We start from the raw sequence: 12658 nt of genomic DNA, 5'->3' as shown, positions 1-12658 counted from the left end.
GAAGAGCTGTCGGGCGGAACGGTTCTCCGGCCCGGGGGTTGCATAGCGTCCCCGCATGAATTCCGACAGTGAGCGACCGGCGGTCACCGAGTTACGGCTGTCCGCCTTCAAGGCCCATCGCGGCGTCGTCCTTCCGCTCGGTCCGCTGACCCTGTTGAGCGGCGGGAGCGGAAGCGGTAAGTCCAGCGCGTTGCAGGCGTACGAGATCCTCGCGCGGCTCGGGAGCGGGCAATCCCTCGCACGGGCCGTACGGGACGTCGCGGGCGGCCCGTCGGCCTGTGTGCCGGCGGGCGCCCGCCCCGACGAACAGGGGCGGCGCGGCTTCCGGATCGGCTGCACGGTCAGCGGCCCGGTCGGGCCCGTCAGCCTCGACCTCGCCGTACAGGCCGAGCCCGAACTCCGCGTCGTCGGGGAGCGGTTGACCGGCGGCGGCGAAACGCTGCTGACCACCGCGCTCACCGATCCGGACCGCCCCGCCGTCCAGGCGGCCTGGCACACCGCGGGCGCGACCCCGGTGACCCGCGCACCGCTCCCCGACGACCGGCTCGGCACCTCGCTGCTTCCGCTCCGCGTCGCGGGCAAGACGGCCGGCCAGCGGCTGGTGCTGGCCGCGGCGGAGCAAGTCGTGGTGGCGCTGCGGTCGGCGTTCGTGTGCGATCCGCGGCCGGAGGTCATGCGTGGGACGGACGGTGCGCGTGCTGCGGGCGGTGCGGGGCTTCCGGCTGCTACGGGTGCCGCGGGTCCGTCCGGTGTGGCCGGTGGGGCCGGGGGAAGTGCGGGACGGGGGAGCGGCGTCCGGGGTGGCCGGGGCAGGGGAGCGGGGAAGGCGCGCGGGACCGGTGCGGCGGTGGCGGCAGGCGGGGACGGAGGAACTGCCGGTGCCTGGGGTGCGCGAGGGCGCAAGGGGAGCGGAGTGGGTGGTGAGGGCGGCGTAGGGGGCCGTGAGGTCGAGGAGGTCCACGACGAGGGCCGGCTGCGGTCGTCCTGCGACAACCTGCCCGCGGTGCTGGCGCGCACCAGTCAGGAGTGCGCACGACGGCATGCGGTCCTGGTGGCGGCGGTGCGGGAGGCGTGCGTCGGACCGGTCGACGGGCTGCGCGCCGTGCCGCGGCGGGCGGGAGCGACGGGCTCGGGCACGACGGATTCCGGTGTGACGGATCCCCGCGCGCCGGGTGCGACGGGTGCGACGGGTTCGGGTGCGGCGGCTGCGGGGGTGACGGGCGCGGGCGCGACCGGTGCGGGGGTCGCCGCGGCGGTGTCCGGGGCGGGGCGCGGTGGCACTGTCGGCACGCACTCCGGGGCGGGGCTGTGTGAGGCGGGTGTGCAGGTCGTGCTCGACCGGGGGGCGCTCGGCGAGATGCCGGTCGAGCAGCTCGGCGACGGGGAGCTGAGGTTCCTCGCGCTGGCCCTGGTGCTGCTCACCGGGCCGGGAGTGCTGGCCATGGACCCGGCCGGGGAGATCCCGTCGGCTCATCAGCAGATGACGGTGATGGCGGACGGGATGGACCGCTGCATGGACCGCAGACAGGCGCGCGAGCTGGTGTCGCTGGCCGTACGGATGGCAGAGCGCGGGCACGTCCGGCTGCTGGGGACGGTGCGCGACCCGTCGGTCGCCGAGGGGCTGCCCGGTGTGCAGGTGCTACACCTAGACGAGTAAGTCCGAAGTCTTCGGGCGCATGAAGCGAGGGTCTCGTTGGTTCGTTTGTGACGACAAACCTGGAGACCCTCGCGACTGCACTGTACGTGAGGATCGATGACTCTCTGGCAGGAACGCGGCGGACAGGGCGTCCACCGAGGCTGACGGATGCCGAACTGTTGACGCTCGCGGTCATGCAGGCCGTACTCGGCTTCGTCTCCGAGGCCCGCTGGCTGCGGTTCGCCCGCACCCATCTGGCGGCCGAGTTCCCCTACCTGCCCGAACAGTCCGGCTACAACAAGCGCCTGCGGGCCGCGAACACCCTGCTCGGCCGCTTCATTCGCACCCTCGCCCGCGACACGGATCTGTGGCACGACGACGTATGGATCGTGGACTCCACACCCGTGGAATGCGCCCGCTCACGCCCCACCGTCAAACGCTCCGACCTGGCCGGCTGGGCCGCTTACTCCTACTGTCCCTCGCACTCACGGTTCTTCTGGGGCCTGCGCCTGCACCTGATCTGCACACCTGGCGGACTACCGATCGCCTGGGCTCTGGCCAACCCCAAGACGGACGAACGCGAAGTCCTCACAGGCATGCTCACCCAGGACGCCGACCTGCTGGCCACCCGCCCCGGGCAGACGGTTATCGGCGACAAGGGCTACGTCTCCAAGCACCTCGACGCCTTCATGGCCCAACACGGCCTGACCCTGCTGCGGCCCAGCTACCGCAACAAAAAGCCCCGGCCAGGAGAGCACCTCCTCAAACCGATCCGGCAGCTGATCGAGTCGGTCAACGACACCCTCAAAGGCCAGCTCGACCTCGAACGCCACGGAGCCAGAACCCCAGCCGGAGTCCTGGCCCGCGTCGGACAACGCATCCTCGCTCTCACCGCCGCGATCTGGCACAACCGGGCCACCGGAACACCGATCACACGATCACTGATCGCCTACGACCACTGACCAGCACTTCGGACTTACTCGTCTAGGGGCATGAGCGAGGATCTTCATGCGTTGCAGCGGCGGCTGGTCGAGTTCGCCGCCGCGCGGGACTGGCAGCAGTACCACACCCCCAAGAACCTGGCCGCGGCGCTGAGCGTCGAGGCCGCGGAACTCGTCGAGATCTTCCAGTGGTTGACGCCGGAGGAGTCCGCGGCGGTGATGTCGGATCCGCGGTCGGCCGGCCGGGTCGAGGACGAGGTCGCCGATGTGCTGGCGTATCTGCTGCAGTTCTGCGAGGCGCTGGGGATCGATGCCCTGACCGCGCTCGCCGCGAAGATCGAGCGCAACGAGACGCGCTTTCCGGCCGTACGTCGGGCGCGGCCGGACCGGTCGGATCGCGAGGGTCGGGAGGAGTAGGCGCGCGCGGACGGGGTGCGGGCGCGGAGGGGTGGGGGCGGGGCATTGATCCCCGCCCCGCTTGCTTGCCGGAACCGTGCGGGCCGCCCGGTCGCCTGGACGGGGCGCGGGGCTCGCTCGGACTGTCCCGGCGCGCTCAGACGGGGTGTTTTCGGCATTCTTCGTGACCTGTGCCGACCATGTGACGTACGGGGCTGCTGTGGTACCGGGGGAACAGGGCGAGTCCGTACCGGCCGCCTGTCACTCTATGGAGTCATTGATCTTTCCACAGCGCCTTGCTTGTCCACAGATTTGCGAATTCCCCTGGCTTTTTTGGCTGTTGACCCTCACTCTGGGTAGTGAAAGGAGTGCGGGGAGCATGCGAGTGAAGAGGGAAGGAGGGGAACGGATGGACGCGGTGCGGATCATCGCGGTCAGCCGGCGCGGTCTGACGGAGGCGACCACGGTTCAGGATGTGCTCGTCGAGGCGTGGCAGGCGCAAGCTCTGGCAGAGGCGATAGGAAGCCATCTCGCGATATTCGGGCCGTACGAAGTGCGGTCCAGAGCCCGAGGACTGGGCGACGCGGGCGGGCGGTTCAGCGGGGGACTGCTGTGCCCGGGGTCGGCAACCGTCGGGCTGCGAGCTGCGCAGCTGACCGAAGTGCGCGACGTCAGAGCGGCTTTAACGAACCTGAGCCTGCTGCTGCGAGAAGTGTGCGAGGCGCTGGTGGCAGTGGTGCTGCTGGCGGACGAGGAGGGGATGTACTGGACGTGTGTCGAGGCGATGGACACGGTCGATGAAGCCAGGGACCGGGTGTCCGGGATATTGCAGAAGCTGGAGGTGCGTGACCCGAACCCTGCCTGATGCGGGAGCGGAACGACGGCCCGACAACGTCGGACGGCCCCGCAGCCCGCAGTCATAGGGCCCGCGTTCGCGCGGGACGCACGCCCCGGGCGCTGCCACGGCGAGCCCGCGGGCAGGGAGTGCTCTCACTCCACACGAGTGCTCACGCTTCACACGCCGACGGCTGGTCCGTCAGCACGTGCCGGTCGGCCCACCGTCGTGCCGGCCTCCCCACGGCGGCCCCATGCCGCATTCGCCCGCCACGGCACCGTCACGATCACCGCTGCCGTCACCGTCACCGTCACCGTCACGATCACTGCCACCGCCACTGCCACTGCCACCGCAGGGTCAACGGGAACGCCGTCACGGCCACCGCCACGGTTACCGTCCGGTGCCTGCCCCCCCGCCCGGGTGATGCCGCTGAGGCCGCCCCGCGAGCCACCGCATACCTCATTCGCCTTCTGACCACGCGCCCAACTCTGATCACCCACTCACCCCCGATCACCCACTCACCTCCGATCACACACTCACCTCCGATCGCACGCCCGTAGGGATGCCTCCGGGGTCGGCGGGGCTGGCCGGGTGTGGGTCCGACCTGGTGCAACGACACGCCGTGGCGGTTGGTCCGCCGTGCGGTGTGCAGGATGGAGGTATGAAACTCCGCATCTTCACCGAGCCCCAGCAGGGGGCTTCCTACGACACGCTTCTCAAGGTCGCCAAGGCCACCGAGGACCTCGGCTTTGACGCGTTCTTCCGGTCCGACCACTACTTGAGCATGGGCAATGTCGACGGGTTGCCGGGCCCGACGGACGCCTGGATCACGCTGGCCGGCCTGGCCCGGGAGACCGAGCGCATCCGGCTCGGCACGCTCATGACGGCAGGGACCTTCCGGCTGCCGGGAGTGCTGGCCATTCAGGTGGCCCAGGTCGACCAGATGTCCGGCGGACGGGTCGAACTCGGCCTCGGCGCCGGGTGGTTCGAGGACGAGCACAGGGCGTACGGCATTCCGTTCCCCAAGGAGAAGTTCGCGCGGCTGGAGGAGCAGCTGGCGATCATCACCGGCCTGTGGGCCACCAAGACAGGAAAGGAGTTCAGCTACGACGGGACCTACTACCAGCTGGAGAGGTCGCCCGCGCTGCCCAAGCCCGCCCAGGGCAAGGTGCCGGTGCTGGTCGGCGGACACGGTGCGACCCGTACGCCGCGGCTGGCCGCGCAGTACGCCGATGAGTTCAACATCCCCTTCGCCTCGCTGGAGGACAGCGAGCGCCAGTTCGGGCGGGTGCGGGCGGCCGCCGAAGCCGTCGGGCGGAAGGGCGACGACCTGGTGTACTCCAACGCCCTCGTGGCCTGCGTGGGCAAGAACGATGCGGAGGTGGCGCGGCGGGCCGCGGCCATCGGACGGGAGGTGGACGAACTGAAGGCCAACGGCCTGGCGGGCTCGCCCGCTGAGGTCGTCGACAAGATCGGGCGGTACGCGGCCATCGGCGCCTCTCGGGTCTATCTGCAGATGCTGGACCTCGACGATCTGGACCACCTCGATCTGATCTCGACGCAGGTGCAGTCGCAGCTGAACTGAGCCGAGTCGGTACGAGGGGACCTGAGCGGGCCTGAGGCGGCTGAGGGCGGTGGTCGGGCGGTAGGCGTACCGGTCGAGGGGACGTCTCGGGTGGTCGGGTCTGCGGAAAAATCGGTGGGGACCCGGGCGCGGTGCGGCAATACTCGGGCGGGTGTTCCTGACGATAACCACCACCGGCAGCACCGACCGTCCGGCGACCGACCTCGGATTTCTGCTGCACAAGCATCCTGACAAGTCGCAGCAGTTCTCGACGGCGCACGGCACCGCGCACGTCTTCTACCCGGAGGCGGACGCGGAACGCTGCACGGCGGCGCTGCTGTTGGAGGTCGACCCCATCGCCCTGGTTCGCCGGGGCCGGGGCAAGGGCCGCGGTGGCGCTCCGGATTCGGCGCTCGGCCAGTATGTGAACGACCGGCCCTATGCGGCCTCCTCGCTGCTCGCCGTGGCGCTGCGGAGCGTCCTGGCGAGCGCGATGAAGGGGCAGTGCGCGGCGCGGCCCGAGCTGGTGGGGCGGGCGATCCCGCTGCGTATCGAGGTGCCGGTGCTGCCCGCCCGGGGCGGCGCGGAGCTGGTGCGTGCGCTGTTCGAGCCACTGGGGTGGGCCGTGCTGGCCGAGCCGGTGCCGCTGGACGAGACATTTCCGGAGTGGGGTGACTCCCGCTACGTACGGCTCGTCCTGGAGGGGGAGCGCACGCTCGCCGAGGCACTGCGGCACCTGTACGTGCTGCTGCCCGTGCTGGACGACGCCAAGCACTACTGGGTGGCGCCCGACGAGGTGGACAAGCTGCTGCGGGCCGGTGAGGGGTGGCTGGAGAACCACCCCGAGCAGCGGCTGATCGTCGGACGCTACCTCGCGCGGAGGTGGGCGCTGACGCGTCGGGCCATGGAGCGGCTGGAGCTGGAGCGGCTGGCCGAGTCGGACGATGTCGCGGCGGAGGAACTCGACAACGCGGTGGACGAGGAGGCGGACACCGAGGACAAGCCGGTGCCGCTCGCCGTGCAGCGCCGGGAGGCGATCCTCGCGGTGCTGCGCGCCGAGCGGGCGGCGCGGGTGCTCGACCTGGGCTGCGGCCAGGGCCAGTTGGTCGGGGCGCTGCTCAAGGAAGGGCAGTTCACCGAGATCGTCGGGGTGGACGTGTCGATGCGGGCGCTGCACGAGGCGCGGCGCCGGCTGCGGCTGGACCGGATGTCCGAGCGGCAGTCGGAGCGCGTACGGCTGGTGCAGGGGTCGCTGGCGTACACCGACAGCCGGCTGCAGGGGTACGACGCGGCGGTGCTGAGCGAGGTCGTCGAGCATGTCGACCCGGCGCGGCTGCCGGCGCTGGAGTACGCGGTGTTCGGCGCGGCCAGGCCGCGGACGGTCGTGGTGACCACCCCGAACGTCGAGTACAACGTGCGCTGGGAGTCGCTGCCGGCCGGTCATGTGCGGCATGCCGACCATCGCTTCGAGTGGACGCGTGCGGAGTTCCGGCAGTGGGCGCGCAAGGTGGCGGAGCGGCACGGCTACGGGGTGACCTTCGGCCCGGTGGGGCCGGACGACCCGGAAGTCGGTCCGCCCACCCAGCTCGCGCACTTCCGGGTGCGGGGTGAGGACAGCGGCGCTGTGCAGGGTGAGAACAACCAGGGCGCGGACCGCGTGAACGCGGGCCGTGGTGGTCCGGTAACGGGGAAGGAGGTCGCGGCATGACGGACGTCGACCGCAGTGAGCAGGCGGACGGGACCCCGCGGGTGCAGGGGCCCCAGCAGGAGAGCGGAACCGAGCAGGGGGACGGGGCCCGGCAGCAGCGCGGGAGCGCGCGGGAGGCGGCGCCGCGTACGCTGCCCGTGCCGGACCTCTCGCTCGTGGTGCTGGTCGGGGCCACCGGCTCCGGCAAGTCCACCTTCGCCGCACGGCATTTCAAGCCGACCGAGGTGCTCTCCTCCGACTTCTGCCGGGGGCTGGTCAGCGATGACGAGAACGACCAGAGCGCGAGCGGCGACGCCTTCGACGTGCTGCACTTCATCGCGGGCAAGCGACTGGCGGCCGGCCGGCTGACGGTCGTCGACGCCACCAACGTGCAGTCCGAGGCGCGCGCCCAGCTGGTGCGGCTCGCCCGGGAGCACGACGTGCTCCCGGTGGCGATCGTGCTGGACGTGCCCGAGCAGGTCTGCGCGGAGCGCAACGCGGCGCGGGCCGACCGGGCCGGGCTGCCGCGCCGGGTCATCCAGCGCCACCAGCGTGAACTGCGGCGCTCGCTGCGACACTTGGAGCGCGAGGGGTTCCGCAAGGTGCATCTGCTGCGCGGCCAGGAAGAGGTGGCGGCGGCGCGGGTCGTCACGGAGCGGCGGTTCAACGACCTGCGTCACCTGACCGGCCCGTTCGACATCATCGGCGACATCCACGGCTGCCGTTCCGAGCTGGAGACCCTGCTCGGCCGGCTGGGCTACGGGCTGGTGCGCGACGCGCTCGGCAGGTCCGTGGACGCGGTGCACCCGGAGGGCCGTACCGCGGTCTTCGTCGGTGACCTCGTCGACCGCGGGCCGGACAGCCCCGGTGTGCTGCGGCTGGTGATGGGCATGGTCGGGGCCGGGCACGCACTGTGCGTGCCGGGGAACCACGAGAACAAGCTCGGCCGTTACCTCAAGGGGCGCAAGGTCCAGCCCACCCACGGGCTCGCCGAGACCATCGAGCAGCTGGACAAGCAGGACGAGGCGTTCCGGGCCGAGGTCGGGGCGTTCATCCAGGGCCTGGTCAGCCACTACGTCCTGGACGGCGGCGGGCTGGTGGTGTGCCATGCCGGGCTGCCGGAGAAGTACCACGGGCGGACGTCCGGCCGGGTGCGCTCCTTCGCGCTGTACGGCGACACGACCGGGGAGACCGATGAGTTCGGGCTGCCGGTGCGCTACCCGTGGGCGGAGGACTACCGCGGCCGCGCCGCCGTCGTCTACGGCCACACGCCCACCCCGCGCGCCGGCTGGCTCAACAACACCATCTGCCTCGACACCGGGTGTGTCTTCGGCGGTGCGATGACCGCGCTGCGCTGGCCGGAGCGCGAGCTGGTGGACGTACCGGCGGAGCGGGTCTGGTACGAGCCCGCGAAACCGCTGGCCACCGAGGCACCCGGTGGGGCCGACGGCCGTCCGCTGGACCTGAACGACGTGGCGGGGCGCCGGATCGTGGAGACCCGCCACATGGGTCGGCTCGCGGTCCGGGAGGAGAACGCCGCGGCGGCGCTGGAGGTGATGAGCCGCTTCGCGATCGACCCGCGGCTGCTGCCGTACCTCCCGCCGACGATGGCGCCGAGTGCGACCTCGACGGAGGAGGTCGGCGACGAGGGTGGCGAGGGCGGCTATCTGGAGCATCCGGTGGAGGCGTTCGCCGGGTACCGGGCGGACGGCGTGCGCGAAGTGGTGTGCGAGGAGAAGCACATGGGCTCGCGCGCGGTGGTCCTGGTGTGCCGGGACGAGACGGCGGCCGCCGAGCGCTTCGGCGTGCCGAAGGGGGTGTCGGGCGCCCTGTACACCCGCACCGGCCGGCCGTTCTTCGACGACCCGGAGACGACCGAGCGGATACTGCGGCGGGTGCGGGCGTGCGTCGAGGAGGCCGGACTCTGGGCCGAGCTGGAGACGGACTGGTTGCTGCTGGACGCGGAGTTGATGCCGTGGTCCCTGAAGGCGACGGGCTTGCTGCGCAAGCAGTACGCGGCGGTCGGCGCGGCGTCCGGGGCGGCGTTCCCCGGCGTGCTGGGGGCGCTGGAGGCCGCGGCCGCCCGGGGTGTCGAGGTGGCACCGCTGCTCGGCCGGCAGCGCGACCGGGCCGCGGACGCCGATGCGTTCACGGCGGCGTACCGGCGCTACTGCTGGCGGGTCGGCGCGGGAGCGGACGCGGCGGCGGGCTCCGGGGCGGGGGAGCTGGACGGCATACGGCTCGCGCCGTTCCAGATCCTCGCCGTGCAGGGGCGCAGCCTCGCCGCACTGCCGCACACCGAGCAGCTGGCGCTGATCGACCGCGTCATCGCGGCGGAGGGCACGGTGGCGTCCCGGGACGGCGGTCCGGCCGGCGGCGGCGCGGACAGGCCCGGGCTGCTTGCCACGACCCGGCGGATCGTCGTCGACACCGAGGACGAGGCGTCGGTGGCGGCCGGCATCCGGTGGTGGCTGGACCTGACCGGGGCCGGCGGCGAGGGCATGGTGGTCAAACCGCTGCAGGCACTGGTGCGTCGGGACGACGGGCGGCTCGTACAGCCGGGCGTCAAGTGCCGTGGCCGCGAGTACCTGCGGATCATCTACGGCCCGGAGTACACCCGGCCGGAGAACCTCCGCCGGCTTCGGGTGCGGCATCTGGGCCACAAGCGTTCGCTGGCCCTGCGCGAGTACGCGCTGGGGCTGGAGGCGCTCGACCGGCTGGCCGACGGCGAGCCGCTGTGGCGGGTGCACGAGGCCGTCTTCGGGGTGCTGGCCCTGGAGTCGGAGCCGGTGGATCCCCGGCTGTAGCGGCGGGAGTCGGGCCCGGCGGGCCCCGCGCGGCAAGCGCCCGGGGCCGGGACGGAGCCCGGCGGACCTCCGCCCGAGGGGACCGGGGACGAGGCTCGGCGGGTGGGCTGGGGCGTACGCCGCCCCACCCGCCGGGGTGCCGGCGACCGCGGGCACGCCCGCCCAGGACCACCCGTTGTCCGGCCCCTTCGGCGACCCGTGGGTTCCGAGATCCGTCGACTCCCTCCGCCGGGCCCCGGAAGCGGCCAAGATGGGGAGATGGGATTCCATGTCGACTCAGAGGCCGGGCGGCTGCGCCGGGTCATCCTGCATCGCCCCGATCTGGAGCTGAAGCGGCTCACGCCCTCCAACAAGGACGCCTTGCTCTTCGACGACGTGCTGTGGGTGCGCCGGGCGAGGGCCGAGCACGACGGTTTCGCGGACGTGCTCCGGGACCGGGGCGTGGACGTACACCTCTTCGGGGACCTGCTGGCCGACAGCCTGCAGAGCCCCGCCGCGCGGGAGCTGGTCCTGGACCGGGTCTTCGACGAGAAGGAGTACGGGCCGCTGGCCACCGACCATCTGCGGGCCGCCTTCGACGAGCTGCCGGTGCCGGAACTCGTCGAGGCCCTGGTCGGCGGCATGACCAAACGCGAGTTCCTGGAGCGGCATCCCGAGCCGACCTCGGTCCGCTTCCATGTGATGGACCTGGACGACTTCCTGCTGGGTCCGCTGCCCAACCACCTCTTCACCCGCGACACCTCCGCCTGGATCTACGACGGGGTCTCGATCAACTCGATGCGCTGGCCGGCCCGGCAGCGCGAGACCGTCCACTACGAGGCGATCTACCGTCACCACCCGCTCTTCAGCGGTGAGGACTTCCACGTCTGGTCGGAGGGGCAGGCGGACTTCCCGTCGACGATCGAGGGCGGCGACGTCCTGGTGCTGGGCAGCGGCGCGGTGCTGATCGGGATGAGCGAGCGGACCACGCCGCAGGCCGTCGAACTGCTGGCGCGGGGACTGTTCGCGGCCGGCTCGGCGCGCACGATCGTGGCGCTGGACATGCCCAAGCGGCGGGCGTTCATGCACCTGGACACCGTCATGACCATGATCGACGGAGACACCTTCACCCAGTACGCCGGGCTCGGCATGCTGCGCTCGTACACCATCGAGCCCGGCTCCGGCGATCAGGACCTCAAGGTCACCGACCACCCGCCGGAGCACATGCACCGCGCCATAGCGGCCTCGCTGGGGCTGTCCGACATCCGGGTGCTGACCCCGACCCAGGACGTGCACTCCGCGGAGCGCGAGCAGTGGGACGACGGCTGCAACGTGCTCGCGGTCGAGCCGGGGGTGGTGGTGGCGTACGAGCGGAACGTCACCACGAACACCTTCCTGCGCAAGCGCGGCATCGAGGTGATCACGATTCCGGGCAGTGAGCTGGGGCGGGGCCGGGGCGGGCCGCGCTGCATGAGCTGTCCGGTGGCGCGGGACGCGGTGTCCGGGGCAGCCTGAGGCGTGAGGCCGCCGAGGGGCGCTGTCATGGAGGTCACCGCGGGCGTGCGGCAGTGAGCGTATAGAGATACAGCTGCTCGTATACACTTTCATGGCGGATGTCCGTGCGCCTTCGTGCGCGTCCGGACACACCGCGCCCTCACGCACTCCGTCCCGACCGCCGCGAACCAGGAGCTCACCCATGGCGATAGACCTCAGGGGCCGCCACTTCCTCAAGGAGCTGGACTTCAGCGCCGAGGAATTCCGCCGACTGATCGACCTCGCCGCAGAGCTCAAAGCGGCCAAGCGCGCCGGTACGGAGGTCCCTCGCCTGCAGGGCCGGAACATCGCCCTGATCTTCGAGAAGACGTCGACCAGGACCCGCTGCTCCTTCGAGGTCGCGGCCGCCGACCAGGGCGCCTCGACCACCTACCTCGACCCGTCCGGTTCGCAGATCGGGCACAAGGAGTCGGTCAAGGACACCGCCCGGGTGCTCGGCCGGATGTTCGACGGCATCGAGTTCCGCGGCAGCCGGCAGTCGGACGTCGAGGACCTGGCCGCGTACGCCGGTGTGCCGGTCTTCAACGGGCTGACCGACGACTGGCACCCGACCCAGATGCTCGCCGACGTGCTCACCATGGTCGAGCACGCCCCGGGCCGCCCCCTGGAGGAGATCGCCTTCGCCTACCTCGGCGACGCCCGCAACAACATGGGCAACTCCTACCTCGTCACCGGCGCCCTGCTCGGCATGGACGTACGGATCGTGGCGCCCGAGCAGCTGTGGCCCGAGGACGCGGTCGTCGCCGCGGCCCGGAAGCTCGCCGACGCCAGCGGGGCCCGGATCACCCTCACCGAGGACGTCACCGAGGGCGTGCGCGGCGCGGACTTCGTCGCCACCGACGTATGGGTCTCCATGGGCGAGCCCAAGGAGGTGTGGGACGAGCGGATCGCCCTGCTCGCCCCGTACGCGGTCACGATGGACGTGCTGCGCGCCACCGGAAAGCCGGAGGTGAAGTTCCTGCACTGCCTGCCCGCTTACCACGACCTGGGTACGGCGGTCGGCCGGGAGATCCACGCCCGGCACGGGCTGTCGTCGCTGGAGGTCACCGACGAGGTCTTCGAGTCCGCGCACTCCGTCGTCTTCGACGAGGCGGAGAACCGGATGCACACGATCAAGGCGGTGCTGGTCGCGACGCTGGCCCGTTAGGGCAGATGCGCGCGGCCCCTTGCGGCGCACCCGTCAGGAGGGCGTGCGCGGTCGTCCCGGGGGCGGCGCCGTAGGCAAGGTCACACCGCATAATCATGCGGAATGATGCGCG

General features: G+C 71.6%; 9 protein-coding genes. All 9 read left to right on the top strand.

Annotated elements, in window-relative coordinates; genetic code table 11:
• The first annotated feature begins 55 nt into the window (after positions 1-55).
• On the top strand, positions 56-1657 hold the full coding sequence (locus SL103_RS26415) for a biotin transporter BioY (RefSeq protein ID WP_069571422.1): 1602 nt from the start codon (positions 56-58) through the stop codon (positions 1655-1657).
• Between the two features lie 47 nt (positions 1658-1704).
• Positions 1705-2598 carry an IS982 family transposase gene (locus SL103_RS26410; protein ID WP_069567627.1) on the top strand — a complete coding sequence of 298 codons (894 nt, stop codon included), beginning with the start codon at positions 1705-1707 and terminating at the stop codon, positions 2596-2598.
• A 30-nt stretch (positions 2599-2628) separates the two neighbouring features.
• The gene (locus SL103_RS26405; protein ID WP_069571421.1) at positions 2629-2994 is read left to right on the top strand and encodes a nucleotide pyrophosphohydrolase; all 366 of its coding nucleotides are present in this window, start codon (positions 2629-2631) and stop codon (positions 2992-2994) included.
• A gap of 388 nt (positions 2995-3382) precedes the next feature.
• Complete coding sequence (locus SL103_RS26400) at positions 3383-3838, top strand: DUF6099 family protein (RefSeq protein ID WP_069571420.1); 456 nt, start codon at positions 3383-3385, stop codon at positions 3836-3838.
• Positions 3839-4469: 631 nt separating this feature from the next.
• Positions 4470-5393: an LLM class F420-dependent oxidoreductase gene (locus SL103_RS26395; protein WP_069571419.1), complete on the top strand. Its 924-nt coding sequence runs from the start codon at positions 4470-4472 to the stop codon at positions 5391-5393.
• A 151-nt stretch (positions 5394-5544) separates the two neighbouring features.
• A complete protein-coding gene (locus SL103_RS26390) occupies positions 5545-7080 on the top strand; it encodes a 3' terminal RNA ribose 2'-O-methyltransferase Hen1 (RefSeq protein WP_069571418.1) in 1536 nt (511 codons plus the stop codon).
• Positions 7077-9866, top strand: a complete 2790-nt coding sequence (locus SL103_RS26385; RefSeq protein WP_079145990.1) for a polynucleotide kinase-phosphatase — start codon at positions 7077-7079, stop codon at positions 9864-9866. Before SL103_RS26390 ends, SL103_RS26385 begins: the two co-directional genes overlap by 4 nt.
• A gap of 258 nt (positions 9867-10124) precedes the next feature.
• Entirely contained in the window at positions 10125-11360 is a 1236-nt protein-coding gene (locus SL103_RS26380) for an arginine deiminase (protein ID WP_069571417.1), read from the top strand.
• 181 nt (positions 11361-11541) lie between these two features.
• Positions 11542-12546: an ornithine carbamoyltransferase gene (argF, locus tag SL103_RS26375; RefSeq protein WP_069571416.1), complete on the top strand. Its 1005-nt coding sequence runs from the start codon at positions 11542-11544 to the stop codon at positions 12544-12546.
• The last annotated feature ends 112 nt before the right edge of the window (positions 12547-12658 follow it).

The organism is Streptomyces lydicus (assembly GCF_001729485.1).
Taxonomy (GTDB): Bacteria; Actinomycetota; Actinomycetes; order Streptomycetales; family Streptomycetaceae; genus Streptomyces; species Streptomyces lydicus_D.
The sequence above is the reverse complement of the archived record's forward strand: the minus strand, read 5'-3'. Positions and strand labels throughout refer to the sequence as shown.

What these genes read in the sequence shown, in the direction of transcription:
- SL103_RS26415 (WP_069571422.1), top strand. Translation starts at nt 56, where the DNA reads ATGAATTCCGACAGTGAGCGACCGGCGGTCACCGAGTTACGGCTGTCC.
- SL103_RS26405 (WP_069571421.1), top strand. Translation starts at nt 2,629, where the DNA reads ATGAGCGAGGATCTTCATGCGTTGCAGCGGCGGCTGGTCGAGTTCGCC.
- SL103_RS26400 (WP_069571420.1), top strand. Translation starts at nt 3,383, where the DNA reads ATGGACGCGGTGCGGATCATCGCGGTCAGCCGGCGCGGTCTGACGGAG.
- SL103_RS26395 (WP_069571419.1), top strand. Translation starts at nt 4,470, where the DNA reads ATGAAACTCCGCATCTTCACCGAGCCCCAGCAGGGGGCTTCCTACGAC.
- SL103_RS26385 (WP_079145990.1), top strand. Translation starts at nt 7,077, where the DNA reads ATGACGGACGTCGACCGCAGTGAGCAGGCGGACGGGACCCCGCGGGTG.
- SL103_RS26380 (WP_069571417.1), top strand. Translation starts at nt 10,125, where the DNA reads ATGGGATTCCATGTCGACTCAGAGGCCGGGCGGCTGCGCCGGGTCATC.
- argF (WP_069571416.1), top strand. Translation starts at nt 11,542, where the DNA reads ATGGCGATAGACCTCAGGGGCCGCCACTTCCTCAAGGAGCTGGACTTC.